The organism is Sinorhizobium chiapasense, from assembly GCF_045277575.1.
GTDB classification, from domain to species: Bacteria; Pseudomonadota; Alphaproteobacteria; order Rhizobiales; family Rhizobiaceae; genus Ensifer; species Ensifer chiapasense_A.
Map to the genome: position 1 here is coordinate 2402132 of NZ_CP144205.1, position 24242 is coordinate 2426373.

General features: G+C 61.7%; 26 protein-coding genes. 14 read left to right on the forward strand and 12 right to left on the reverse strand.

Features of this window, described 5'->3' with window-relative positions; translation table 11 throughout:
* The first annotated feature begins 32 nt into the window (after nt 1–32).
* From QM996_RS11665 to QM996_RS11675, 3 genes are all read left to right on the forward strand, one after another.
* Complete coding sequence (locus tag QM996_RS11665) at nt 33–929, forward strand: DMT family transporter (protein WP_500267618.1); 897 nt, start codon at nt 33–35, stop codon at nt 927–929.
* A 701-nt stretch (nt 930–1630) separates the two neighbouring features.
* On the forward strand, nt 1631–1846 hold the full coding sequence (locus QM996_RS11670) for a cold-shock protein (protein ID WP_057253168.1): 216 nt from the start codon (nt 1631–1633) through the stop codon (nt 1844–1846).
* Nucleotides 1847–1993: 147 nt separating this feature from the next.
* Nucleotides 1994–2416, forward strand: a complete 423-nt coding sequence (locus QM996_RS11675; protein WP_500267619.1) for a BA14K family protein — start codon at nt 1994–1996, stop codon at nt 2414–2416.
* 196 nt (nt 2417–2612) lie between these two features.
* Here QM996_RS11675 and QM996_RS11680 read toward each other — a convergent pair whose 3' ends face one another.
* On the reverse strand, nt 2613–3254 hold the full coding sequence (locus QM996_RS11680) for an MBL fold metallo-hydrolase (protein WP_500267620.1): 642 nt from the start codon (nt 3252–3254) through the stop codon (nt 2613–2615).
* A 67-nt stretch (nt 3255–3321) separates the two neighbouring features.
* Nucleotides 3322–3486, reverse strand: coding sequence for a hypothetical protein (locus QM996_RS11685; protein WP_500267621.1), 165 nt, complete (start codon nt 3484–3486; stop codon nt 3322–3324).
* 149 nt (nt 3487–3635) lie between these two features.
* Between QM996_RS11685 and QM996_RS11690 the strand changes: the two genes are divergently transcribed.
* Nucleotides 3636–4259: a DUF1236 domain-containing protein gene (locus QM996_RS11690; RefSeq protein ID WP_500270298.1), complete on the forward strand. Its 624-nt coding sequence runs from the start codon at nt 3636–3638 to the stop codon at nt 4257–4259.
* Between the two features lie 334 nt (nt 4260–4593).
* A complete protein-coding gene (locus QM996_RS11695) occupies nt 4594–4860 on the forward strand; it encodes a hypothetical protein (protein WP_043618063.1) in 267 nt (88 codons plus the stop codon).
* Nucleotides 4861–4933: 73 nt separating this feature from the next.
* Here QM996_RS11695 and QM996_RS11700 read toward each other — a convergent pair whose 3' ends face one another.
* A complete protein-coding gene (locus tag QM996_RS11700) occupies nt 4934–5824 on the reverse strand; it encodes a branched-chain amino acid aminotransferase (protein ID WP_500267622.1) in 891 nt (296 codons plus the stop codon).
* Between the two features lie 269 nt (nt 5825–6093).
* Between QM996_RS11700 and QM996_RS11705 the strand changes: the two genes are divergently transcribed.
* The 3 genes from QM996_RS11705 to QM996_RS11715 are packed head-to-tail and all read left to right on the forward strand — an operon-like array spanning nt 6094 to nt 8743.
* Entirely contained in the window at nt 6094–6570 is a 477-nt protein-coding gene (locus QM996_RS11705; RefSeq protein ID WP_429816031.1) for a MarR family winged helix-turn-helix transcriptional regulator, read from the forward strand.
* 56 nt (nt 6571–6626) lie between these two features.
* Nucleotides 6627–7328, forward strand: coding sequence for a response regulator transcription factor family protein (locus QM996_RS11710; protein ID WP_500267623.1), 702 nt, complete (start codon nt 6627–6629; stop codon nt 7326–7328).
* Between the two features lie 32 nt (nt 7329–7360).
* Nucleotides 7361–8743: an ATP-binding protein gene (locus QM996_RS11715; protein WP_483503822.1), complete on the forward strand. Its 1383-nt coding sequence runs from the start codon at nt 7361–7363 to the stop codon at nt 8741–8743.
* A 93-nt stretch (nt 8744–8836) separates the two neighbouring features.
* Here QM996_RS11715 and QM996_RS11720 read toward each other — a convergent pair whose 3' ends face one another.
* The 4 genes from QM996_RS11720 to QM996_RS11735 all read right to left on the reverse strand — a co-directional run bounded on the left by QM996_RS11720 (nt 8837) and on the right by QM996_RS11735 (nt 11414).
* The gene (locus QM996_RS11720) at nt 8837–9178 is read right to left on the reverse strand and encodes a tRNA-binding protein (RefSeq protein WP_500270299.1); all 342 of its coding nucleotides are present in this window, start codon (nt 9176–9178) and stop codon (nt 8837–8839) included.
* 205 nt (nt 9179–9383) lie between these two features.
* A complete protein-coding gene (gene proC / locus QM996_RS11725; RefSeq protein ID WP_500267624.1) occupies nt 9384–10202 on the reverse strand; it encodes a pyrroline-5-carboxylate reductase in 819 nt (272 codons plus the stop codon).
* Nucleotides 10203–10204: 2 nt separating this feature from the next.
* Nucleotides 10205–10705 (reverse strand): type III secretion system chaperone family protein, encoded by a 501-nt coding sequence (locus QM996_RS11730; protein WP_043618087.1) that lies wholly within the window; start codon nt 10703–10705, stop codon nt 10205–10207.
* Between the two features lie 448 nt (nt 10706–11153).
* The gene (locus QM996_RS11735) at nt 11154–11414 is read right to left on the reverse strand and encodes an accessory factor UbiK family protein (RefSeq protein ID WP_275024421.1); all 261 of its coding nucleotides are present in this window, start codon (nt 11412–11414) and stop codon (nt 11154–11156) included.
* A gap of 215 nt (nt 11415–11629) precedes the next feature.
* On the opposite strand from QM996_RS11735, the gene lgt reads away from it, so the two are divergent.
* Nucleotides 11630–12469: a prolipoprotein diacylglyceryl transferase gene (lgt, locus tag QM996_RS11740; RefSeq protein WP_500267625.1), complete on the forward strand. Its 840-nt coding sequence runs from the start codon at nt 11630–11632 to the stop codon at nt 12467–12469.
* Nucleotides 12470–12534: 65 nt separating this feature from the next.
* A complete protein-coding gene (locus QM996_RS11745) occupies nt 12535–13638 on the forward strand; it encodes a class I SAM-dependent methyltransferase (protein WP_500267626.1) in 1104 nt (367 codons plus the stop codon).
* 16 nt (nt 13639–13654) lie between these two features.
* Here the strand turns inward: QM996_RS11745 and QM996_RS11750 are convergent, their stop codons facing one another.
* From QM996_RS11750 to QM996_RS11765, 4 genes are all read right to left on the reverse strand, one after another.
* A complete protein-coding gene (locus QM996_RS11750; protein WP_500267627.1) occupies nt 13655–15400 on the reverse strand; it encodes a TRAP transporter large permease in 1746 nt (581 codons plus the stop codon).
* Nucleotides 15397–16065 carry a TRAP transporter small permease subunit gene (locus tag QM996_RS11755; RefSeq protein ID WP_500267628.1) on the reverse strand — a complete coding sequence of 223 codons (669 nt, stop codon included), beginning with the start codon at nt 16063–16065 and terminating at the stop codon, nt 15397–15399. The genes QM996_RS11750 and QM996_RS11755 overlap by 4 nt, the downstream gene beginning before the upstream one ends.
* A 169-nt stretch (nt 16066–16234) precedes the next feature.
* Complete coding sequence (locus QM996_RS11760) at nt 16235–17377, reverse strand: TRAP transporter substrate-binding protein (protein WP_500267629.1); 1143 nt, start codon at nt 17375–17377, stop codon at nt 16235–16237.
* A gap of 315 nt (nt 17378–17692) precedes the next feature.
* A complete protein-coding gene (locus QM996_RS11765; RefSeq protein WP_334198640.1) occupies nt 17693–18718 on the reverse strand; it encodes an IS110 family RNA-guided transposase in 1026 nt (341 codons plus the stop codon).
* 410 nt (nt 18719–19128) lie between these two features.
* Between QM996_RS11765 and pgeF the strand changes: the two genes are divergently transcribed.
* The 4 genes from pgeF (at nt 19129) to QM996_RS11785 (ending at nt 23109) form a co-directional block, all read left to right on the forward strand.
* Nucleotides 19129–19923: a purine nucleoside phosphorylase YfiH/LACC1 family protein gene (pgeF, locus tag QM996_RS11770; protein WP_500267630.1), complete on the forward strand. Its 795-nt coding sequence runs from the start codon at nt 19129–19131 to the stop codon at nt 19921–19923.
* A gap of 1 nt (nt 19924) precedes the next feature.
* Nucleotides 19925–21076, forward strand: coding sequence for a M24 family metallopeptidase (locus QM996_RS11775; RefSeq protein WP_500267631.1), 1152 nt, complete (start codon nt 19925–19927; stop codon nt 21074–21076).
* 84 nt (nt 21077–21160) lie between these two features.
* Nucleotides 21161–21970: a hypothetical protein gene (locus tag QM996_RS11780; RefSeq protein ID WP_500267632.1), complete on the forward strand. Its 810-nt coding sequence runs from the start codon at nt 21161–21163 to the stop codon at nt 21968–21970.
* A gap of 206 nt (nt 21971–22176) precedes the next feature.
* Nucleotides 22177–23109: a ribose-phosphate pyrophosphokinase gene (locus tag QM996_RS11785; RefSeq protein WP_500267633.1), complete on the forward strand. Its 933-nt coding sequence runs from the start codon at nt 22177–22179 to the stop codon at nt 23107–23109.
* A gap of 70 nt (nt 23110–23179) precedes the next feature.
* Here the strand turns inward: QM996_RS11785 and QM996_RS11790 are convergent, their stop codons facing one another.
* Nucleotides 23180–24208 (reverse strand): aldo/keto reductase, encoded by a 1029-nt coding sequence (locus QM996_RS11790; protein ID WP_500267634.1) that lies wholly within the window; start codon nt 24206–24208, stop codon nt 23180–23182.
* Nucleotides 24209–24242 lie beyond the last annotated feature (34 nt).

The window sequence follows — 24242 nt, forward strand, 5'->3', positions numbered from 1 at the left end:
CTAGACGGCGGCCTGTCCGAGGAGAGAACGACATGCCCCGCATTCAGGCCAATCTGCTGCTGTTGATATCAGGCGCGATCTGGGGCGCCGGCTTCGTCGCGCAGTCGACGGCCATGGATGCGATCAGCCCGCTGTGGTTCATCACGCTTCGCTTTGCGATCGCGACACTGGTTGCGATGCCCTTCGCCATCATCGAAACGAGGCGCGCGGCCGAGCCGCTGCGGCTGACGACCGTGCGCAATTTCATCTTCATCGGCCTCGCACTTTTTGCCGGCGCAACGACCCAGCAGTTCGGCCTTCTCGACACCAGCGTCACCAATTCCGGCTTCCTGACCGGGCTCTATGTCGTCTTCGTGCCCGTGCTGACGGTCGTCTTCCTGCGCCGCAAGCCGCATTGGGTCATCTGGCCAGGCGCGCTGATGGCTCTCTTCGGCATCTTCCTTTTGAGCGGCGGCGCCCTGTCGGCATTGACCGGCGGCGACTACCTGACGATCCTGTGCGCCCTCTGCTGGGCGGTGCAGTTGCTGCTCGTCGGCCTCTTCGCCCCCAGCAGCGGCCGGCCGATGTTGCTCTCCATGACGCAGTTCGCCGTCTGCGCGGTGCTCGGTTTCCTCTTCGCGGTGAAGACGGGGCCGCTGAGCCTTGCGGCCGTGGAAGGCGCCCTCTTCGAAATCCTCTATGCCGGCATCTTCTCCAGCGGCCTCGCCTTCATCCTGCAGGTGGTGGGCCAGCGCTACACCACGGCGCCGCAGGCGGCCATCTTCCTTTCGAGCGAGGCGCTTTTTGCCGCCCTCTTCGGCGTTCTCCTGCTTGGCGAAGTCATCACGCCGATCGGCTATACCGGCTGCGCCATCATCTTCGCGGCTATGCTTGCGGTCGAGATCATACCCGAACTGACCAGAAATCGCCGCGCGGAAGCCGCCACCTGAAACCGGACATTGCGGCCGCAAGCGGCGCTGCGCCATGAACTATATCAGCGGCCGGTCCAACGTCGGGCCGATGCTTTACTTACTATTGTACCGGACCATCAAGTCGTTGCTTCGGCGTAGCGAGCGGCGCACGGGGTAATCGACCGACCCAATCCAACACCTGCAGACTTTCTGCAAGAATCTTGCGTAAGAACCGCAGGATGCGAGAAGCATCAAATATATCAGAGAGTTGCGAATACCGGGCTGAGCCGGCGTTCAATGAACCTTCTTGCGGCTGCATCCAAAAACAGCAAAAACCCACTCAATTTTGCGGCACTCATTTTCAAAAAGCTGTGATTTCAACAGCTTGCGATATATCTTGAAGGAGGGACAACAACCGCGGAAATGACCGGTTTTTGAGCAATGACAAGACGCAATACCACGCCTGAAAAGTTTTGCTTGCCAATTCAAAATAAACCCATCACTCTTACTCTGTTCGGGCAATCTGCGAACACGGGAAGATCTTGAAATAAAAGCGGGCCGGAGACGCAAAACTCCGGGCGGCCAGACCGGGGAGACGCATGAAAATGCAACTTCTCCAATGGCTGGCTGCGGTAACAGGACCCTTTCCTCAGACGTCGAGAACTGCCTGCCAACGCCCATCCGGGCAAACTGCAATGCCGCCCGTCCGTCAAACGGGTGGAGAGAAAAGGACCTGACGCATGGCCGAAACTGGCACTGTAAAATTCTTCAACACCGACAAGGGCTTTGGTTTCATCAAGCCTGACAACGGTGGTGCAGATATCTTCGTACACATTTCCGCAGTCCAGGCTTCCGGCCTGAACGGTCTGACGGAAAACCAGAAGGTGAGCTTCGACACCGAACCGGATCGCCGCGGCAAGGGCCCGAAGGCGGTCAACCTGCAGATCGCCGGCTAACGCCGACATCTGCTGACAGATTCACAGTTGAAGCCCGGCAGACTTGCCGGGTTTTTTTTGTTCAGGCTCGGTTCATGGTGGCGGCATTAACCTCCCCTCATCATGAAATCCGGATTGATCCGGTCCATGCGATAGGATTTGAAGCCCATGAACAAGTTCATCAAAGCAGCCGTTCTTTCGGTCGCCGCCGCCGCCATGGTCATCCCGACCTTCGGCGTCGCCCAAGCAACCCACCGGCATCACGACAACAGCGATGCGTGGGCGGCAGGCGCAGCGGGCCTCGTCGCCGGCACGCTGATCGGCGGCGCGATCGCCTCGCAGCCGCGCTCCTACGGCGGTTACGGCGACCGCGTCTATATCGATCCGGAACCCGAATATTACGAGCCGCGGCCGGTCTACCGCGCCCGCCCGGTCTATCGTGAGGTTTATCGCCCGGTCGCCGTCGAGACCTATGGCGTCGAGCCTTGGACGCCGGCATGGTACCGCTATTGCTCGCAGCGCTACCGCTCGTTCGATCCGGACAGCGGCACGTACATCGGCTATGACGGCCGCAGCCATCTCTGCCGCTGAGTGAGATCAACCTACAGCGCCGCGCGTCTTATCAGACGCATCAGACGCGCAAAGGTCGCCGTAGGACTTTGATTTGCTGCATGTCTTCGTCCTTAAATCAAGGTCGATTTAAGGGGACATGCAATAGAACTTGAAAAGCACATGTCTCGCCCGAGGCATGTGCTTTTTTCATGCGATGCAAGCATCGCAAGCGCTGTCAGAGCCCGCGCAGATAGGGATTGGTGCGGCGCTCCTCGCCGATCTGGCCGCCGGGGCCATGGCCGCAGATGAAGCCGACATTGTCGCCGAGCGGCAGGATCTTGTCACGGATGGAATCGAGCAATTGCTGGTGATTGCCACCCGGCAGGTCGGTGCGTCCGATCGAGCCGTGGAACAGAACGTCGCCGACATGGGCGAAATTCTGTGCCCGGTTGAAGTAGACGACATGGCCGGGTGCGTGGCCGGGGCAATGCAGGACCTCGAAGACATGATCGCCGAAGGAAACGGTATCGCCCTCTTCGAGCCAGCGATCCGGAATGACATTCTGGACCTTCATCGCCAGTCCGAAACGCTCTGCCTGGCTTTCCAGCCTTTCGAGCAGCGGCAGGTCGTCCTTGTGCGGGCCGATGATTTCGAGCCCGAGCGCATCCTTCAATTCCTTGGCACCGCCGGCGTGGTCGATATGGCCATGGGTGATCCAGATCGCCTTCAGCGCAATGCCGTTCTCGCGAACCGTCTGCAGGATGATATCGACATCGCCACCAGGATCGACGACCACGCCTTCCTTGGTTTCGCTGTCGAACAGCACCGTGCAATTCTGCTCGAAATGGGTAACTGGAATGATGCCCGCCTGTAACATGCGCGTCTGCCTCTATAGGATCTGTTGTTCTTCCTATAACGGCAATTGGCGCCGGTGACAGCGCCAATCAGCGCAGAATGGCCACTTGGCTGGTGGCGGCCTGTGGCGCCGGCCATTGCACGGTCGTCATCAGCAGCGCCGAAATTGCCAGTTCGGCGGCAACGACGATGCGCACGACAGGCTTGAGGCTGCGGGCCGTGACGTTGTTTTGATCCTGTTGAATATCCTGCATTTTTGCCCCCTCTTCCACTGCCGACTCTTCAGGCGCTCGGGCCGCGGCACCCGTGAGAGAATGTCACGGCGTCACATTTCGTGACGTTCCCGGGGGAACATCCGCGCGCACGCGGGCGTTTCGCCCTCATCAATAAGAGGAGAAAGATGATGGTGAAGCTTACCCGCCCCCTGTTGCGAGCCGCTGCGGCCGCGGGTTTGGTGTTGACGGTCGGCATACCGGCCGCCTTTGCAGCCATGACCGCCACCACAGTCACGGATCTCAACATACGCACGGGTCCGGGCCCTCAATATCCGACAGTCGGCCTGGCGACCCGCGGTAGCACGGCGGTCATCGACGGCTGCATCGAAGGCAGCAAATGGTGCCGCATCGACATCAATGGCGTACGCGGCTGGGTCTATGCGCGATATCTGACGACCAACTTCGGCGGTTCGACCGTCGTGGTGCAGGAACGTCGCGCCGATCTGGCGATTCCCGCCGTCACCTATGAGGCGCAGCCGAGCGATCCGGTGATCGTCAGCAGCGGCGATGAGTTGATCGGTCCGGTCGAAGAGATCGATCCGATCGTGCCGCCGGAAACCGTACGTACCTACATCGCGTCGAACCCTGGCGAAACCGTCTACCTCGATGGTGAAGTCGTGGTTGGCGCCGAGTTGCCGCAGACCGTCGCGGTCCGCCGCGTGCCTGACTATAACTACGACTATGTCAGCATCAACGGCCAGCCCGTGCTGGTCGAGCCGGCGACGCGGCGCATCGTCTACGTCTATCGATAACGGGGCCCCTTGCTACTCCGGCGATCAAGCGGTCGCCGGAGAATACCGTGCTTTCCGCCTTCTCCCATCGTTCGACCCGCGCACGAATCACGCGTTTCGTTCAGCGCAGTCCGAGAACCGATCGTTCCCGATACCAGTGCGTGCGTTCCTCCCTGCCACCGCGAGATGCTCGCTTCCGGCTGAAATCAAACCATTTCAATAGGTAAGGCTCCGGCTGCCGGCGCGGCGATTTCGTTCAAATTGACAATAATCCAGATTCGGCTTCAACCTATCGGTGCCGGATCATCGGCTTTTGGTGGCCCGTCCACGACGAGCCACGACACGGGAGGGATCAATGGAAGCATTAATGCCTATCATTACCCAATTGATCGCGGGGGCGGCCGGCGGCAACGCAGCCAGCGCAGTGTTGAAGCAGCAGGCATTCGGTATCGTCGCACGGACAATCGTCGGCGCGATCGGTGGCCTGGGCGGAGGGTTCCTCATTCAGATGCTCGGTGGCGAAGCCGCCGCGACCGGCCTTGCCATGCAGGCCATCGGCGGCCTGGTCGGCGGTGGCGTGCTGAGCGGCATTGTCGGACAGTTCCTCGGCAAAACCGCCTGACCCGATCATCCGTAGCAAGACAAAAGGCGGCCCGGGGCCGCCTTTTCCGCATTCGAAAGCATTGCTGACCGCGTTACTCGGCCGCCGCAGCGACCGGATAGACTTCCTTCATGTAGTCGTTCATCAGGTTTTCGGTGATCGTCGCCGGCTTGAAGCGATAGGGGCCGATTTCGGAAACCGGCGTCACCTCGGCAGCCGAGCCGGTGAGGAAGCATTCAGTGAAGCCCGAGAGCTCCTCCGGCATGATCGCGCGCTCGACGACCTCGTAGCCGCGGCGCTTGGCAAGTTCGATGACCGTGCGGCGGGTGATCCCGTCGAGGAAGCAGTCCGGCACCGGCGTATGCAGGACGCCGTCCTTGACGAAGAAGATATTGGCGCCGGTGGCTTCGGCCACCCGGCCGCGATAGTCGAGCATCATTGCGTCGGCGTAGCCCTTGGCCTCCGCCGCATGCTTGGAGATGGTGCAGATCATATAGAGCCCGGCCGCTTTGGATTTCGCAGGCGCCGTCGCCGGATCAGGGCGGCGATACTCGGCGATGTCGAGCCGGATGCCCTTCAGCTTTTCCGCCGGGTTGAAGTAGCTGCCCCACTGCCAGATGGCGATGGCGACATTGATGCGGTTATTCTGCGCCGAAACGCCCATGCTCTCGCTGCCGCGCCAGGCAATCGGCCGCACATAGGCTTCGGAGAAGCCCTGGCGCTTCAGGAGCTCGACGCTCGCCGCATCCAGTTCTTCCACCGAATAGGGAATCTTGAAGCCGAGGATATCGGCCGACTTGTGAAGGCGCTGGTTGTGTTCCGTCAGCTTGAAGATGCGTCCGCCATAGGCGCGCTCACCCTCGAAAACGGCGCTGGCATAGTGCAGGCCGTGGGTCAGCACGTGAATCTTGGCGTCCTTCCATGCGACGAACTCGCCGTTGAACCAGATCTCTCCGTCCAACTGATCAAATGGAACCGCTGCCATAGTGTCATCCTCCGGCGCATATGCGCCATTCTCTGTTGATTATCGTCCTGCTTTCAGTCTATCGGCAAACTGACTGAGGGAAAATTCAATTTCGTGATTTTGGATTTGCGAACGGAACGGCGGGGCTTATCCTTTCAAGGTGTTGCCAACGCCAAATGTCTCGCTTACCGAGCGAGGACGCTAACGACGCGGTAAAAATATGTCAACAAAGCTGACGTATTTTTCCGAATGTTTCGCAAGTTGCAATCTGGCTGAAAGGAAATGACCGCGTGGCCGGCCAATCCAAAGAGAACACCCGGTATCTCAGCGATGCCGCCGCCGATGATGACACGATCGATTTCGAGATCATCGAGTTGCTCTTCTTTGCCTATCGCGACTTCACCTCCGACCCGGATGCGATCCTTGAAAAGAGTGGCTTTGGGCGGGCGCATCACCGGGTCGTGCACTTTGTCGACCGTGAGCCCGGCATGACCGTCGCCGACCTTCTCGACACGTTGAAGATCACCAAGCAGAGCCTCGCCCGCGTCCTCAAGCAATTGATCGACTCGGGCTACATCCGCCAGGAGACGGGCCCCGAAGACCGTCGCCAGCGCATGCTCTATACAACCGAGGAAGGCCAGGCGCTGGCGCGTGCGCTGGCCGAGCCACAGTCCCGCCGCATAGCCGATGCATTGGCAAGATCGGGTCCGGGCGCGCGGGAAACGGTCAAGCGCTTTCTCGCCGGGATGAAGAACGCCGCAGACTGACACGAGGCTCGCCACCGGCAGAGGGGCGCGGGAGCCTGGAAATTGGGAAGCGTGGAATGACGACAAAACCGACTGTCTCGGACGATGCGGCTCACCTTCTGGTCGTTGACGACGACCGGCGCATCCGCGATCTCCTCAACCGCTACCTGGTGGAACAAGGATTCCGGGTGACAACCGCGTCCGATGCGGACGAGGCGCGGCGTAAGCTCGTCGGCCTCGACTTCGATCTTCTGATCGTGGACGTGATGATGCCGGGCGAGAGCGGCATCTCGCTGACCCATAGCCTCCGGCAGATCAAGTCCGTACCGATCCTGATGCTGACGGCCCTGGCGGAATCCAATTCCCGCATCGAAGGTCTCGAGGCCGGGGCCGACGACTATCTGTCGAAGCCCTTCGAACCGCGCGAACTGGTGCTGCGCATCAACAACATCCTGCGCCGCAACCAGCCGGCCCAAGCGCCCAAGGTCGACCAGGTGATCTTCGGCCCCTACACTTTTTCGGTGGTGCGCAAGGAACTCCGCCGCGGCGCCGATCATATCCGCCTCACCGACCGCGAACAGGAGATCATGACGCTCTTCTCGCAGCGCGCTGGAGAGACCATCCCGCGCCACGAACTGATCGGCGACGATGCCGAGGTCGGCGAGCGCACGATCGACGTGCAGATCAACCGCCTCCGGCGCAAGATCGAGGACGATCCGTCCAATCCGGTCTGGCTGCAGACGGTGCGCGGCATCGGCTACCGGCTGAGCGTGGACTGAGATGGCAGCCCTTCCGATGAGCGCAGCGTTCCATGGCAAGCTTTGACGGTATAGAGCGCGGGGCGGCGGGTTCCAGCGACAATGCCTGGCGTCGCTTCACGCGCTGGCTGCGCCGCCGCCTGCCGATGGGCCTTTATGCCCGTTCGCTGCTCATCGTCATCATCCCGATGGTGCTCCTGCAGTCGGTCGTCGCCTTCATCTTCATGGAGCGCCACTGGCAACTGGTGACGCAGCGCCTGTCGGCCGCCGTGACCGGCGACATCGCCGCGATCGTCGATCTCATCGATACCTTCCCCGATGATCGCAACATTGCCGAGATCATCCGCATCGCTCGCGAGCAACTCGATCTCAGCATTTCCGTCGATCCGCCTGGCGAACTGCCGCCGCCGCGCCCAAGCCCCTTCTTCGAAATCCTCGATCAGATCCTCGGCGAAGAAATCTCCAACCAGGTCCGCCGCCCCTTCTGGATCGATACGGTCGGCAACTCCAAGCTCGTCGAGATCCGCATCAAGCTCGACGACGGCCGCATTCTGCGTGTCTACGCCCGGCGCAACCAGGCCTATGCCTCGAACACCCACATCTTCCTCGTGTGGATGGTGGCGGCATCGCTGGTGCTGCTGGCGATCGCGATCCTGTTCCTGCGCGGCCAGATCCGGCCCATCCTGGCGTTGACCAAGGCGGCCGAAAGCTTCGGCAAGGGCCAGAAGATCGACGACTTCGCGCCGCGTGGCGCCGATGAGATCCGCCGCGCCGGCCTTGCCTTCATCCTGATGCGCGAGCGCATCGAGCGCCAGATCGAACAGCGCACCGCGATGCTGACCGGCGTCAGTCACGACCTCAGAACCATCCTCACCCGCTTCAAGCTGCAGTTGGCGTTGGCCGGCAACAATCCGGATCTCGAAAGCCTTAACCAGGATGTCGAGGACATGCAGAACATGCTTGAAGGCTACCTCGCTTTCGCCCGTGGCGAAGCGGAGGAGGACGTCGGCCAGTTGAAACTCAGCGACCTGATGACGCGGCTTGCCGCGGAAGCCGAACTGCTCGGCAAGACGCTGACCACCTCGATCGAGGGCGAAGACGAGGTTCGCGTCCGGCCGAACGCCTTCACCCGCCTCGTCGCCAATCTCGCCTCGAACGCCTATCGCTATGCCAACACCGTCAATGTCGACGCCCGCCACAGCGCCAAATGGGTCACGATCACCGTCGACGACGACGGTCCAGGCATTCCCGAGCGATCGCGCGAAGACGTGTTCAAACCCTTCTTCCGCCTTGACGAGGCACGCAATCTCGACAGTTCCGGCACCGGCCTTGGCCTTGCGATCGCCCGCGACATCGCCCGCAGCCACGGCGGCAATGTCACGCTGGGCGACAGCCCGCTCGGCGGCCTCAGGGCAACGGTGCGCGTGCCGGCTTGATCGCCAGGAGTCGGCTTTCGCTCGGCAGCCTGTCGCGCCACCTCCCCCGCTACAACCGATCGCTCAAGCGCTATGCCGACGCGGTCATGGGGATCACATCAGTTTTTTGCCGTTGGGGACCGGCCGTTCGGTGGCAGCCAGCACGATCGCGCCGGCCTCGTCTTCAAAACCCAGCGTCAGCACTTCGGAGCGGACGGGACCGATCTGGCGCGGCGGAAAATTGACCACGCCCAGCACCTGCCGCCCGACGAGTTCTTCCGGACGATAATGCACCGTGATTTGGGCCGATGATCTTTTTATGCCGATCTCCGGCCCGAAATCGATTTTCAGCTTGAAGGCCGGCTTGCGCGCTTCCGGAAAAGGCTCGGCCTCGACGATGGTGCCCACACGAATATCGACGCGTTCGAAATCAGCAAATTCAATAGTTTCAACCATAACAAGGTCCTTAGTGAAACGCTCTTCGCCGCCGGGCTTAAAGCATCCAGCCAGATTCCGGAAGGTTCGGCGCCGTGGCGACGCCATTGGAGCAATTCGTTCACACGGCACACGCCGCATCCAGCGATCGTCGACGCCCACGAAACGGATCGGCCCCACGACGATGTCGCGGGGCCGCAATCTGCATTTGGTTGGCGCGTTCGTTCTATCCGGCCAATTCCTCGGCGCGTTTGCGCGCAGCCGCGATGGCCTTGTCGAAAAGCGGCTGCATGCCATCGTCGGCCATCAGCACGGAGAGTGCGGCCGCCGTCGTGCCGCCGGGCGACGTCACGTTCTGGCGCAGCCGCGCCACTTCGTCGGGGGACTGGTGCAGGAGTTCGCCAGCCCCCGCGACGGTTTCCCTTGCAAGCCGCATGGCAAGGTCCGCCTCGAGGCCGGCCTTGCGGCCTGCCTCCGCCATGCACTCGACGAGGTAGAAGACATAGGCCGGGCCGCTGCCAGAAACCGCCGTCACGGCATCGATCTCGGCTTCGGTCCTGACCCATTCGACGGGACCGCTCACCTTCAAGAGATCGTGAACCTGGGCGCGCTGCGCTTCGCTGACACGTGCATTGGCAAAGGCGCCTGTGACGCCGCGGCCGATCATCGCCGGCGTGTTCGGCATGGCGCGAACCGTGGCCGCTGCGGCGAGATGGGCTTCGATAAAGGCGAGCGTCTTGCCGGCCGCGACCGATACGATGACCGTATCCGGCCCGACGAGCGGCTTCAGCGGCGGCAGCACGGTTTCCATCACCTGCGGCTTGACCGCCAGGAAGATCACGCCCGCCTGGACACCGGATGGTGCCGAGGTCGCATGTGTCACGCCGTTATCGGCAATGAGCTTGGCCATGGCCGGCGGCGGGCCGGGATCGACGACAAGCACGTCGGTGCCCTTGACGCCGCTTTTCAGCCAGCCGGAAAGCATGGCGCCGCCCATATTGCCGGCGCCGACGAGGACGATGGGACCGGAAGCGGCATTCGTCATGATCAGGCTTCTCCAACCGTTTCGAACAGGACCGCATCGACGGCGCGCTGCGCGTCCATGCCGGACCAGACGACGAATTGAAACGCCTGATAATAGGATTCGCAAGCGTCGAGTGCGCTCGAAAGCAGAACTTCGACCTGCTGGTTGGTGGGCTCGGCGCCGCCGGCAAGCAGCAGCGACTGGCGGAAGATCACCACTTCCTCCTGGCGCCACAGGTCGAAGTGGCCCATCAGCACCTGCCCGTTGATATGGGAGAGCAGGCGGATGACTTCATTGACCCGGCTTTCCGGAACCTTGATGTCGAAGGCGCAGGCGAGATGCAGAGCCTCGAATTCCTCCATCCAGGAGAAGGAAACGTGGTAGTCCGCCCACTTGCCTTCGACCGTCATGGCGATTTCATCTTCGCCGGATCGTTCGAACGACCAGTCGTTGTTTGCAGCCACGAACTCGATCATATCGACCGGGTTGGATTGGCGCTCGACTTCCATTTCCAAAAGGCTCATGCATCACCCTGTATAGGTGTGGCGCAGACATGCATCATCACGCTCACAAGACGCAACGCTGCAAACCCGACACCGATTACAAACACACTATGATTGCTGAACTCACATCCATCCTGGCTGACTTACCCTGCCCGGAGCTTGCGTGGTTCGTTTCGAATCATCATTTAAAATCAGTGTATAATGGCGGAGTCAGGCTGCCAGCCCCCGGGCCGAAAAATAGCCGGGATGAATCGCGTCCACGTTGTCATTTGGATGAAGCGCGAGAGCTTAACCGACTCTGCCATAAGGGTTTTTTGGCAGTGTCCACAGGTGGAAAACTTTTCAGGTTTTATTAACCAGCGTTAGCGGCGTTTCAGACGATCCAGGACAAACGACAGCAAAACGCCCGCGAAACCAGTTCGCGGGCGAAGTAAAAACGCTGAAATACCGTTATTTCGGCGGAATCGCGTTACTTGCCGGCCTCGGCGAGGCGCGCTTCCAAAGCCTCGATGCGGGCGAGCAGCGCATCGTTTTCCTCGCGCGCCTTGATCGCCATTTCCTTGACCATCTCGAACTCCTCGCGCTTGACCACGTCGAGCGAGTTCAGCGCCCGTTCGGCCTGCGCGCGGAAGGCGGTCTCGACTTCGCGGCGCACGCCCTGGGCGGCACCTGCGGCATCGGTCATCATCTTGGCAAAGTCATCCAGAATGCGGTTGGCGCCTGTGCTCATCGTCGCGATCTCCATTTCAGCCATCGCCTCGCATTGCGATGCGGTCATGAATTTCAGGTAGGGTCAGCGGCGAGCGGATGCAAGGAAAATCACATGCCAAATCACGCCGCCGTGTACCAGGCGCGCGCACAGGCGCCTTGACCCGGCGGAAATCGCTCGCCATGTTCCGCCAAACAATCGGCCCTTGCACAAGAAAATAGATACGAGAACATATCTTGGAAACTTTAGCGGCCCGCCTCGCCATTCTTCCCTTCCCCGAAATCGACCCCGTCATCTTCCAGATCGGGCCGCTTGCCGTCCATTGGTACGGGCTCGCCTATGTCGCGGGCATCCTGATCGGCTGGTTCTATGCGCGCCGCCTCGCGATGAATGCGGCGCTCTGGCGCAACGAAATCCCCGCCGTCACGCTGCAGCAACTCGACGACTTCCTGCTCTGGGCCGCCGGCGGCATCGTTCTCGGCGGTCGCATCGGCTACATCCTCTTCTACGATCTCGGCTCCGTGCTCGCCAATCCGATCCGCGCCATTGAAATCTGGAACGGCGGCATGTCGTTCCATGGCGGTTTCCTCGGCACCACGCTCGCCATGATCATCTTCGCGCGGCGCAACGGCATCGTTCTCTGGAGCCTGTTCGATATCGTCGCTGCCGTCGTCCCGATCGGCCTCTTCTTCGGCCGCATTGCCAATTTCATCAACGGCGAGCTTTGGGGCCGGTTGTCGTCGATGCCCTGGGCAATCGTCTTCCCGACCGGCGGCCCCTTTGCCCGCCACCCGAGCCAGCTTTACGAAGCGGCGCTCGAAGGCCTGGTGCTGCTCTGTGTGCTCGCCTGGTTCGTCTACCGCCGCCAGGCGTTGAAATCGCCGGGCCTTGTCACCGGCATCTTCGTACTTGGCTACGCCTTGAGCCGTATTTTCGTCGAATTCTTCCGCGAACCGGACGCCCAGATCGGCTATCTTGTCGGCGGCTGGCTGACGATGGGCATGCTGCTCTCGCTGCCGATGGCACTCGCCGGCATCTGGGCGATCGCCCGGGCCCGCCGCGCGGTCGCAGCCTAGGCGCGGAATGAGGAGGAACGGGTGCGTGCGGCTTTCCTGCCGCACCCCGTCAACTGGGCGAACGCATGACGACACCACTCGCGGACAAGATCAAGGCGCTGATCAAGGCTCACGGGCCGATCAGCGTCACCGATTATTTCTCGCTTTGCCTGGCGGATCCGGAGCACGGCTATTACCGGGTGCACGAGCCTTTCGGCAGGGAAGGCGATTTCACCACGGCGCCGGAAATCAGCCAGCTCTTCGGCGAGATGATCGGCATCTTCCTCGTCCACGCCTGGCAGCAGCACGGCAAGCCCGAAGGTGCCGTCATCGCCGAGATCGGTCCCGGCCGCGGCACGATGATGGCCGACATGTTGCGCGTCGTGCGTCGCCTCGCACCGGAGCTTTATGCATCCGCCGGCGTGCATCTCGTCGAAACCAGTGAGCGCCTGCGCAAGATCCAGTCCGAAACCCTTGCCGCCCATGGCAACAAGGTCGAATGGCACGCAAGCTTCGAGACTTTGCCCGAAGGCTTCCTGCTGCTCGCCGCCAACGAGCTGTTCGATGCGATCCCGATCCGGCAATTCGTGCGCACCGCGCAAGGGTTCCGTGAGCGCATGGTCGGCCTCGACGCCAACGACGAACTGACCTTTGCCGCCGGCGTCGCCGGCATCGACCCCAGCCTCTTGCCGACGCCGGCGCAGGGGGTCGCCGAAGGCACAATCTTCGAGATCGCCCCTGCCCGCGATGCCGTCATGTCGGCCCTTTGCGAGCGGCTGAAGATCAGCGGCGGCACCGCCGTGATCATCGATTACGGCCATCTTGCCACCGGATATGGCGATACGCTGCAGGCCGTTCGCAATCACGAGTATGATCCGCCACTCGCCAATCCGGGGCGGGCCGATCTCACCAGCCATGTCGATTTCGAGCAGCTTGCCCGCCGCGCCAAGACCGACGACGTGCAGATCAACGGCCTTGCGCACCAGGGCGATTTCCTCGTGGGGCTCGGTCTTCTCGACCGTGCCGCGGCACTTGGCCGCGACAAGGACGCCGCGACGCAAGCGAGCATCCGCCAGGACGTCGAAAGGCTCGCCGGCGCCGGTGCCGGCAAGATGGGCGAACTCTTCAAGGTCCTCGCCGTGAGCAGCCCGCCGGTTACGCTTTCCCCTTTCCGCAAGCCAAAGGCCTGACGGAGCAGTCCATTCGTCAGCTGCCGTAGAGATAGTTCGGGAGCCAGAGGGTTATCCCGGGCCAGATATACATGATGACCATGCAGAGCACGACGATCAGCATATAGGGCATCATGCCGGCGAAGATCTGGTTGATCGTCACATGCGGCGGCGAGACCCCCTTCAGGTAGAAGGCGGACATTGCGACCGGGGGCGACAGGAATGCCGCCTGCAGGTTGACGAAGACGAGAACGCCCCAGACCACGGGATCGATGTCGAAGTGCTTTAGCAGCGGCAGGAAAATCGGCACGAAGATGATGATGATCTCGGTCCATTCGAGCGGCCAGCCGAGCAGGAAGATGATCGCCTGCGAAAGGAACATGAACTGCACGGGCGTCAGATCGAGCGACAGCACCCATTGCTCGATCAGCGCCTGGCCGCCAAGTATGGCGAACACCGCGGAAAACAAAGCCGAGCCCACGAAGAGCCAGCACACCATGGCTGTGGTCTTCGCCGTCAGGAACACCGCTTCCTTGGTGCGCTGCCAGTTGAGCGTGCGGGCCTGAAATGCGAGCAGGAAAGCCCCCGCGGCGCCGACGGCCGCCGACTCGGTCGCGGTGGTGATCCCGAACAGGATCACGCCGAGCACGACGATGGTGAGGATGCCGAGCGGCATGACAGAGGAGACCAAAAGCTTCACCACCTGTAGCCGCTCCGCGTCCATGTTGCGGTAGTAGCGGACAAGCACCACCGCGGCGATTGCGGCAATCAGCCAGAATGACGTGTAGAAGGTTGTCGTCGGCCCGTTGACGGTGGCCGGCCCCGCATCCGCCGCCGGCATGCCGAGCTGTTCCAGCCCTTCCGGCGCCTCCGCTTCGGCCGATGCCTGCGGATGGATGACGACATACCACCACACGAGCGCCATGGAAGAAGCCGTCAGCGCCAGCGGAACCAAGGCAGCACCGAAATTCTTGACGATTACCCAGTAGGTGAGGGGCCCCTCCTCCGCTTCGAGAGCAAGCGCCCTTGTCGGCGAGACCAATGCGCGAGAAAGCCCGGCCAGCATATTGTGCGAGTACGACGCTTGCAGGCCACGCATCCACGCACTGACGGGCACCTTGGTCTGTTCCTCAGGCAGGGGCGGAGCGATCTTCGGACTGATGACCGCCCAACCGAGAATATAGGCAAGGTAGAGGAGTGAGAGGAAAAAGCCGGGGAACATCGCGGCGGCGTAGAGCTTCACTACGGATTGTCCCGCGACCGCCGCATAGACGATGATCATCACCGAGGGCGGGATCAGGATGCCGAGCGTACCGCCTGCCGTGATCACGCCGGAGGCAAGCTTCACGTCATAGCCGGCGCGCAGCATCGGATTGAACGCAATCACCCCCATCAGCACGACCACCGCACCGACGAGGCCGCTGGCGATGCCCCAGAAGGTGCAGACGATGAGAGTGGCGACGGCGAGCGAGGCAGGTACCCACTTGAACGCGAGCTGGATGCTGTAGAACATCTTGTCGACGAGCGCGCCCCGCTCCATCACATAGCCCATGAGCACGAACAACGGGATCGAGATCAGAACGTCATTGGTCATTGCCCCATAGGTGCGCTGCACCATCAGGTCGAAGACGCGATTGTTGATCCAGTGCTCGGCGGGATTGTAGAAGGCGTAGAAACCGAAGAGCATGCCGAGCCCCATAAGCGTAAACGCGGTCGGAAATCCCATCATGATGACCACCACGATGAGCATCAGCATCGTCAATCCGAGGAGTGGATCGCTCACGTCTCGCCGCCTCCCCCCATTCCCCGTTGCCGGGCCGCCCGGTCGATCTCCTGCGCCCGCTCGATCGCTGCCTCGCGCGTTTGCGCGTCCACATGCTCGCTGTGCTCGAGCTGCTCGGCGACGACGTCGAGCTCCTCGACATCCTTGAGCCGACTTGGCCATTCACCGGTTCGCAGGCAAACGATGCAACGGGTGATCTCGGCCAATCCCTGCAGCAGGACGAGACCGCCCGCGACCGGAATGACGGTCTTGAAGTAGTAGATGGGCGGCCCCTCGGCCGTCACGGTGGAATGCTCGCCGATCCGCCAGGAAAGCGCTGCGTAATCGTAGCCGGCGTAAACGAGCGCGGTGACGCCGGGCAGGAAGAAGAGGATGTAGAGGATCAGATCAAGGGCGGCCTGCGTGCGCGGCCTCATGGAACTGTAGAGGAAGTCGCCGCGCACATGGGCATTCTGCGCCAGGGCGTATGCGCCCGCGAGCATGAACAGCGTCCCGTAGAACATGTTGCTGGCGTCGAATATCCAGGCCGTCGGCATGTTCAGGATGTAGCGCTTGACGACCTCGACGCAGACCATCGTCATCAGCCCGATAATCAGCCAGGCTGCGGCTTTGCCGATCCACACGCTGGTCGCATCGACCTTGAGCAGAAAATGCTGAACGTTCACGCGGGGCCCTCGGCTTCAAGAGGGGCGCCACAGCAGCGTGCCTTCAAAAAGCACGGAGTTCGCTGCAACGCTTCGATTTATCGAATACTGCGACCTTTTCGGCTGTCTGCACCGTGCGGGAGGCCGTTCTTCGCCGGCGTTGCGTCTGCTGCACGCCGAGCGAGCGGCATCAGAGATCCTTCGCCACGCCCTCCTGTCCGAAGTAATGATCGAACACCAGCCGCCGGCCGACGACGGTATCCTGCTCCCAGCGCGTGGTCCGAGCGGCAAAGGCGATCTGAGATTCGAGGATCTCCTTGAACAGCGGATTTTCCGCTGCCTTCTTCTTCACCACCTCGTCGTAGACCTCGAGCTGCTTCTTCAGAATGCTTTCCGGGGTCTTGTAGAACTTGACCTTGTCGACCGTCTGCATCTCCGAATAGTCCTTGGAATAGCGATCGATCGCTTTCCAGGCCATGTCCTGAGATGCCGCCTCGACGGCATTGGTGATAATCGCCTTCATCTGTTCAGGCAGGCTGTCGTATTTCGGCTTGTTGAACAGCACTTCGAACTGCTCGGCATTCTGGTGGTAGCTCTGCAGCATGCAGACCTTCGACACATCCGGGAAGCCGAGCACCCGGTCGGAAGAGGCGTTGTTGAACTCGGCCGCGTCGAGCAGGCCGCGGTCGAGCGCCGCAACGATTTCGCCGCCCGGCAGCGCATTGACCGCCGCACCGAGCCCGGTGAAGACGTCGATCGAGATGCCCACGGTGCGGAACTTCAGGCCCTGAAGATCCTCGGGCTTTGCGACCGGCTTCTTGAACCAGCCGAGCGGCTGCGTCGGCATCGGCCCATAGGGGAACGAGACCACGTTGGCGCCAATCGACTCGTAGAGTTTTGCCAGCAGCTCGTTGCCGCCGCCGTATTTGTGCCAGGCGAGCAGCATGTTGGCATCCATGGCGAAGCCCGGCCCGGAGCCCCATAGCGCCAGCGCCGCCTGCTTGCCGTAATGGTAGACGAGGACGCCGTGGCCGCCGTCAAGCGTTCCTTGCGATACGGCATCAAGCAGCCCGAAGGCCGGCACCACGGCGCCGGCCGGCAGCACCTCTATCTTCAAGTCGCCACCGGTCATATCATTGACCTTCTTGGCGAAATCGAGCGCGAATTCGTGAAAGATGTCCTTGGAGGGCCAGGTGCTTTGCCAACGCATGCTGATCGGCCCCTGCGCCCTGACAACGTTCGGCGCGGCGACCATTGCAACCCCGGCCACTGCGGCTCCGCCCAGGAATTTGCGACGCGACGTTCGACCCTCGATCTGGGTTCTTCGTTTCATCTTCTCCTCCCGGAAACTCAGCTATTCTATTATATTAGACAATACTTCTGTGGTTGCCGTCCGTTGCGCAAGAAGTTTCCAACCCTTCTGACGTGTGATCGAGTGCGGTCTTCTGTCAGGCCTTTTATTGCGGCACTTCGAAAGACCGCTGGCCGGTATGGTGATCTGCGGATCGGGTCCAAATCTCCTACACGGGCTATAGACCCTGAGTAATGTTCTGGTTTTCCCAATCCCGATCGGTTCGATCATGCGCCCATTCAGGTCGTCGACTTCTCACACCTCATCGCCGGCTCTGCTACTCGCAGCCGGTTCTTGTCAGGCCACAACCAATGCCTGGTTTCGATAATCCTCCTGCTTCATCAACATTGCCCATATTCTTCGGGCCATCTTGTTTGCCAGTGCAATCGCTACCAGCATCCGCGGCTTTCTTGTCAGCATCCGCGCTAACCATGAGCCCTTCACAGGTGGCTTGAGGCTCGCCCACCTGATACGGGTCATCGCCCCGATTATCAGCAGCCTGCGTATGTCAGCCTGTCCGGCTTTTGAAGCTCGCCCGAGCCGTTCCTTTCCACCAGATGAGAACTGCCGGGGAACAAGGCCAAGCCAAGCGGCAAAGTTACGCCCACATTGGAAGTTTTCCATCGCTGGCGCGAAGGCCTCAACAGCCATTGCAATCATCGGCCCAACGCCCGGCATGGTCTGAAGCCGCCTTGCATTATCGCTCTGCCGTGACAGCTCGATAAGCCGCTTCGTCTTTTCCTCGATCCGTGCGGTCTTCTCGTTGATCTGTGCTAGCAGATCACGGCATTCATCTCGCACAAGCTCAGGCAGGTCGATATCAACGTCCTCAACTATCACTGCGATGCGCTTGACGCGGCCAATCCCGAGCGGAACAGCCTGCCCATACTCGTAGAGAATAGCGCGCAGAGCATTCATCAGCTCCGTTCGTTGGTGGACAATACGCTCGCGTGCTCGAAACAGGATCGCCTGAGCTTGCTGGTCCGCGGTTTTGGGTGAGACGAAACGCATTTCGGGCTGACGAGCTGCAATAACGATAGCCTCGGCATCAGCAGCATCGTTTTTCTGCCGCTTCACGAACGGCCGCACATATTGCGGCGCGATCAACTTTACTTGATGGCCCAGTTTGACAAGTTCTCGCGACCAGTAATGCGCGCTGCCGCAGGCTTCCATAACGACAAGTGCAGGCGCTTGGGTCGCCATGAACCGGTAGAATTGCCCTCGCGCCAGTTTCTTGCGGAATTTCACGTGCCCTGTCATTGTCGCTCCGTGAAGCTGGAAAACACTTTTTGCCAAGTCCACGCCGATCATCATGTCTTTCATTTGCCATCCTCTCCGCTGGTGCTCTACGCCGCATCATCCTGGCATAGTTCCCGTGCTGTTAGGGGAGGACGGCAACCACCCCATCTCCTATAAAGGGTCCCACGCAAAGATTGCAGGCGCCGGCGCTCGAAAACCTGAAGGCAGGAGCCACACCCGGACTTCCCGATTTTCCGCTTTGCCTCGTGCCGGCACGGGCGTTGGGAAGGTGCTGTCGTCAACGCGTATCGCGCGATGAACGGGCGTCAACCGGCCTTGAAGATCGCAGGCCGTCGGCATCCCCCGCCGTTCGGGAATTGACAGCCCAGCCATCGCGGGTCAACATCGCGCCGGCAAATCAGCCGCCAGTCGCCGGGCCGGAGCGCGCCCCCAAACCCATTGAATCTATTCATAAAGCAAAGGCAAATATACCGATGCAGCATGACGCCGCGCTTTCTCCCGTGCAAAGCTCGCTTTTCAGCGAGAAGGTCGGGCCGGCAATCGCCCACGGCTACTTCACCCGCCAGGGCGGCGTTTCCGAAGGGCTCTATCGCGGCCTCAATGTCGGCCTTGGCTCGAAGGACGAAAGAGCCCATGTCAACGAGAATCGCATCCGCGTCGCCGGCTGGTTCGGTGCGCCGCTGGAGCGGCTGGCGACCGTGCACCAGGTCCATTCTCCGGACGCCGTCATCATTGATGGAAGCTATGACGGCGCGAGGCCCGAGGCCGATGCGCTGGTGACGGCGACACCGGGCATCGTGCTCGGCGTTCTGACAGCCGATTGCGGCCCCATCCTCTTTGCCGATGCTGGAGCCAATGTCATCGGCGCAGCCCATGCCGGCTGGAAGGGTGCGCTCGGCGGCGTGCTCGAAAGCACGATCGACGCGATGGTGACGCTCGGCGCCCGGCGCGACCGCATCGTCGCCTGCCTCGGTCCGTCGATCAGCCGCCGCAACTACGAGGTCGGCGCCGAATTCGTCGAGCGCTTCGTCTCGTCGAACGAGAGCTACGCATCCTATTTCAGGCCGTCCGATCGCGACGGCCACGCAATGTTCGATCTGCCGGGCCTCACGATCCGCAGGTTGACCGAAGCAGGCGTTACCGCCGAAAATCTCGATATCTGCACCTATGCCGACGAGGAGCGTTTTTTCTCCTACCGTCGGACAACCCACAGGCAGGAGCCGGACTACGGCCGACAGATTTCCGCCATTTGCATACGGGGGACCTGACATGGCGCTTCATTTTGCCCAGGAAGAATATGCAAGCCGTCTTGAGCGGCTGACGGAGAAGATGCGCGAGGAGAAGCTCGATGCGATGCTGCTCTTCGCCCAGGAGAGCATGTACTGGCTGACGGGCTACGATACCTTCGGCTACTGCTTCTTCCAGACGCTGATCGTGAAGAAGGACGGCTCGATGGTCCTGCTGACGCGCTCGGCCGACCTGCGCCAGGCACGCCACACCTCCAACATCGAGCGCATCGAGATCTGGGTGGATCGGGCCAATGCCGATCCGACCCTGGACCTCAAGAACCTCTTGAGCGAACTCGACCTGCTCGGCTGCCGCATCGGCGTCGAATATGACACGCACGGCATGACCGGCCGCGTTGCCCGTCTGCTCGACCGCCAGCTCCAGACCTTCGGCGAACTGATCGATGCCTCGCTCCTCGTCAGCCGTCTGCGCCTCGTCAAGAGCGACGCCGAAATCGCCTATGTCGAGAAGGCGGCCAGCCTCGCCGACGACGCGCTCGAAGCCGCGCTGCCGCTGATCCGTCCGGGCGGCAACGAGGCCGACATCCTCGCGGCGATGCAGGGCAAGATCCTCGCCGGCGGCGGCGACTATCCGGCCAACGAGTTCATCATCGGTTCCGGCGCCGACGCGCTGCTCTGCCGCTACAAGTCCGGCCGCCGCGTGCTCGACAGCCAGGACCAGCTCACGCTCGAATGGGCCGGCGTCAGCGCCCACTATCATGCCGCGATGATGCGCACCGTCGTCATCGGCGAGCCGACCAACCGTCACCGCGAACTCTACAGCGCCTGCCGCGAAACCATCCAGGCGATCGAGATGGTGCTTCGTCCCGGCAACACGTTCGGCACCGTCTTCGACATGCATGCCAAGATCATGGACGAGCGCGGCCTCGCTCGCCACCGGCTGAATGCCTGCGGCTATTCGCTCGGCGCCCGCTTCTCGCCCTCCTGGATGGAGCACCAGATGTTCCATGTCGGCAACCCGCAGGAGATCGAGCCGAACATGTCGCTGTTCGTGCACATGATCATCATGGATTCCGACAGCGGCACCGCCATGACCCTCGGCCAGACCTACCTCACCACCACGGATACGCCACGCGCCTTGTCGCGTTACGGCCTGGACTTCATTTCTGCTTAGGGAAATCCGCCTAGAATTGCTTTGAACTGGCAGACGACAGGAGACCATTTCAGGAAACTGCCGCGCAGAAACGGACGGTTGACCATGCGAAAGCTCTCGACGCCCCTTTTCAGCCTTGGCCTTCTCATCGCCTTGGCCGGCTGCAACAGCACCGACATGCTGACGCCGCAGGTCGACGTCGGTGGCGGGACCTTCCGCTCGCCGCCGGTGACGCAATCCGACCTCGACTCCATGTCCAGCCAGACCGCCGTTGCTCCGGTGCAACGGGCGCCCGTCAGCCAGACCACGGCCTTCACCACGGAGCCGGCCCCGTCAAGCACGCCGACGGCCTACGCCAGCGGCGACGCGACCTATACCGATCCGGCCGGCACCCTCGAAGGCCAGGCAAACAGGCTCGCCGCCGGTTCCGCTCCGGTGCAAAGCTTGCCTCAAGCCCAGCCGACGCCGGTGCAGCAGACGGCAGCCGCAGCCGAGACCATTCAGAACCAGCCGAGCGTCGCTTCGCTGCCGAAGGCAAGTGCCGCCGCCAGCGGATCGATCCGTTTCCTGCCGATCATCGGCGCGCCGGTCCAGGCGGTCACGCCGCTCTCCAAGCAGCTCGGCGCCGACGCACGCGCACATGGCCTGACGATCAAGGGCTCGGCCGACGCCAGCAGCGAACATATCCTCAAGGGCTACTTCTCGACTCTGAAGGACGGCGACAAGACCACCGTCGTCTATGTCTGGGACGTGCTCGACGGCAGCGGCAACCGCCTGCACCGCATCCAGGGACAGGAATCGGTTCCCGGCGGCGGCGCCGACTTGTGGAGCGGAGTACCGGCGACAGCCATGCAGGGAATCGCGACCAAAACCATTAACGCCTACCTCGAATGGCGGCAATCTCACGCCGGTTGACACAAAGTTTTTAGGATATTGGCCTTCGCGGCGCAGCATTCCCCTTGCATTCAAGTTCAGTCTCGCTAAAAAGCGGCCGATCAGCTCTGAACGGCGGCCATCCGCAAAGAATGTCCGCGATTGGAATGGCTCTCGGAATCTGCGCGGAACACACCGCTCCCGGAAAGTGCCGGACGGTGACCGCGCCAGCTCAAGGCGGTCCGTCAATGAAGGTTTTCGCAGGCAATTCGAACCGGCTTCTGGCCGAAGCGATCTGCAACTATCTCAACCTGCCCCTCGGCAAGGCGACAGTACGCCGTTTCGCCGATCAGGAAATCTTCGTCGAGATCGGCGAAAACGTGCGCGGCGAGGATGTGTTCATCATCCAGTCGACCTCCTTCCCCACCAACGATCACCTGATGGAACTGCTCATCATGATCGACGCGGTGCGCCGCTCCTCCGCCCGCCGCATCACCGCAGTGCTTCCCTATTTCGGCTATGCCCGCCAGGATCGCAAACCCGGTCCGCGCACGCCGATCTCCGCCAAGCTCGTCGCCAACCTGATCACCGAAGCCGGCGCCGACCGCGTGCTGACCCTCGATCTTCATGCCGGGCAGATCCAGGGCTTCTTCGATATCCCGACCGATAACCTCTATGCGATCCCGATCCTCGCGCGTGACGTCAAGGAAAACTACGACCTCAAGAACGTCATGGTCGTTTCGCCCGACGTTGGCGGCGTGGTTCGCGCCCGCGCACTCGCCAAGCGCCTCGACTGTCTACTGGCAATCGTCGACAAGCGCCGCGACCGTCCGGGTGAATCGGAAGTCATGAACGTCATCGGCGACGTGAAGGGCAAGGACTGCCTGTTGATCGACGACATCGTCGATTCCGGCGGCACGCTCTGCAACGCGGCCGAAGCGCTGCTGAAGCACGGCGCAACCAGCGTCACCGCCTACATCACCCACGGCGTCCTCTCCGGCGGCGCAGTCGCCCGCGTCACCTCGTCGATGCTGAAGGAACTGGTCATCACCGACTCGATCCAGCCGACGACGGCCGTCCAGTCCGCCCACAATATCCGGGTGATCACGACGGCAGGCCTGCTCGGCGAGGCCATCAGCCGCACCAGCCAGGAAGAGTCGGTATCGAGCCTCTTCGACTAAGGCCGTTTCCAACGCGGCAATTCATGAACGCCGGCGCCAAGCGCCGGCGTTTTTCGTTGCGGAGACCCCGCTATTTCCCGAGAGCCTGCGCCACAGGCTGATCGACGAGATTGTCGATGAACCAGTTGGGATAAACCGGCGCGGGCACGGTCTCGGCGTCAAGGGCGGCGACTTCCGCTTGCGTCAGCACCAGATCCGCCGCGCCGAGATTGTCCTTGAGCTGGTGCGGCTTGGAGGCGCCGAGCAGCACGCTCGACACCGCCTTCTTTGCCAGCAGCCAGGCGATCGCCACCTGCGCCACGCTGGCCCCATGGTGATCGGCGATCCCGCGCATGCGCTCCACCAGCTTGAAGCCCTGCTCCTTGTCAAAGGGCAGGATGTCGAAACCGGAGTAGCGATTGTCCGGATCGCCGAGATTTTCGCGTGTGTATTTGCCGGAGAGAAAGCCCGAAGCGAGCGGGCTCCAGACCGTCAACCCCAGCCCGTAACGCTGCATCATCGGGATGAGGTCACGCTCCACATCGCGACCGAGCAAGGAATAGTGCATCTGGCCATGGGTGAAGGGTGCCAACCCGTTGGCCTTCTGAATCTCCATCGCCGCCGCCACCTTCCAGGCCGACCAGTTGGAGAAACCGATGTAGCGCACCTTGCCGGAACGCACGATCGTATCAAGCGCCGAAAGGGTCTCCTCGAGCAGCGTGTGCGGATCCTCCTTGTGGACGATGTAGGCATCGATCCAGTCCGTACCGAGGCGCTTGAGGCTCTGGTCCACCGACCAGAGGATATGGCGCCGCGAGAGGCCGGCCTGGGTGAGCGGCGATCCGGTGCGGAAGCCAACCTTGGTGGCGATCACCACCTCGTCGCGATGGGACTTGAGCGCCTCGCCGAGGATCCGTTCCGATTGCCCGGAGGCATAGGCGTCGGCCGTATCGAAGAAATTGATGCCCGCATCCAGCGCCTGCCCGACCAGGGCATCGGCCATTTCCGCATCGGTCTTGTAGACGGCACCAAGGCTGCGATCGCCGGCGGTGAAGGTCATGGCGCCGAAAGCAAGGCGCGAGACCACGAGACCGGTATTTCCAAGCATCGTATATTGCATGTCGTTCTCCATCCTCTCCAGAGACCGGTTTAGG

Excerpts from the sequence above, each read along its gene's own strand:
- QM996_RS11690 (WP_500270298.1), top strand. The coding sequence starts at position 3,636 with ATGGTGAAGCTTACCCGCCCCCTGTTGCGAGCCGCTGCGGCCGCGGGT.
- QM996_RS11715 (WP_483503822.1), top strand. The coding sequence starts at position 7,361 with ATGGCAAGCTTTGACGGTATAGAGCGCGGGGCGGCGGGTTCCAGCGAC.
- QM996_RS11735 (WP_275024421.1), bottom strand. The coding sequence starts at position 11,414 with ATGAGCACAGGCGCCAACCGCATTCTGGATGACTTTGCCAAGATGATG.
- QM996_RS11785 (WP_500267633.1), top strand. The coding sequence starts at position 22,177 with ATGAAGGTTTTCGCAGGCAATTCGAACCGGCTTCTGGCCGAAGCGATC.
- QM996_RS11670 (WP_057253168.1), top strand. The coding sequence starts at position 1,631 with ATGGCCGAAACTGGCACTGTAAAATTCTTCAACACCGACAAGGGCTTT.
- proC (WP_500267624.1), bottom strand. The coding sequence starts at position 10,202 with ATGACGAATGCCGCTTCCGGTCCCATCGTCCTCGTCGGCGCCGGCAAT.
- QM996_RS11790 (WP_500267634.1), bottom strand. The coding sequence starts at position 24,208 with ATGCAATATACGATGCTTGGAAATACCGGTCTCGTGGTCTCGCGCCTT.
- QM996_RS11685 (WP_500267621.1), bottom strand. The coding sequence starts at position 3,486 with ATGCAGGATATTCAACAGGATCAAAACAACGTCACGGCCCGCAGCCTC.
- QM996_RS11745 (WP_500267626.1), top strand. The coding sequence starts at position 12,535 with ATGACGACACCACTCGCGGACAAGATCAAGGCGCTGATCAAGGCTCAC.
- QM996_RS11780 (WP_500267632.1), top strand. The coding sequence starts at position 21,161 with ATGCGAAAGCTCTCGACGCCCCTTTTCAGCCTTGGCCTTCTCATCGCC.
- QM996_RS11765 (WP_334198640.1), bottom strand. The coding sequence starts at position 18,718 with ATGAAAGACATGATGATCGGCGTGGACTTGGCAAAAAGTGTTTTCCAG.
- QM996_RS11700 (WP_500267622.1), bottom strand. The coding sequence starts at position 5,824 with ATGGCAGCGGTTCCATTTGATCAGTTGGACGGAGAGATCTGGTTCAAC.
- QM996_RS11710 (WP_500267623.1), top strand. The coding sequence starts at position 6,627 with ATGACGACAAAACCGACTGTCTCGGACGATGCGGCTCACCTTCTGGTC.
- QM996_RS11675 (WP_500267619.1), top strand. The coding sequence starts at position 1,994 with ATGAACAAGTTCATCAAAGCAGCCGTTCTTTCGGTCGCCGCCGCCGCC.
- QM996_RS11680 (WP_500267620.1), bottom strand. The coding sequence starts at position 3,254 with ATGTTACAGGCGGGCATCATTCCAGTTACCCATTTCGAGCAGAATTGC.
- QM996_RS11730 (WP_043618087.1), bottom strand. The coding sequence starts at position 10,705 with ATGAGCCTTTTGGAAATGGAAGTCGAGCGCCAATCCAACCCGGTCGAT.
- QM996_RS11720 (WP_500270299.1), bottom strand. The coding sequence starts at position 9,178 with ATGGTTGAAACTATTGAATTTGCTGATTTCGAACGCGTCGATATTCGT.
- QM996_RS11775 (WP_500267631.1), top strand. The coding sequence starts at position 19,925 with ATGGCGCTTCATTTTGCCCAGGAAGAATATGCAAGCCGTCTTGAGCGG.
- QM996_RS11665 (WP_500267618.1), top strand. The coding sequence starts at position 33 with ATGCCCCGCATTCAGGCCAATCTGCTGCTGTTGATATCAGGCGCGATC.
- QM996_RS11695 (WP_043618063.1), top strand. The coding sequence starts at position 4,594 with ATGGAAGCATTAATGCCTATCATTACCCAATTGATCGCGGGGGCGGCC.
- pgeF (WP_500267630.1), top strand. The coding sequence starts at position 19,129 with ATGCAGCATGACGCCGCGCTTTCTCCCGTGCAAAGCTCGCTTTTCAGC.
- QM996_RS11760 (WP_500267629.1), bottom strand. The coding sequence starts at position 17,377 with ATGAAACGAAGAACCCAGATCGAGGGTCGAACGTCGCGTCGCAAATTC.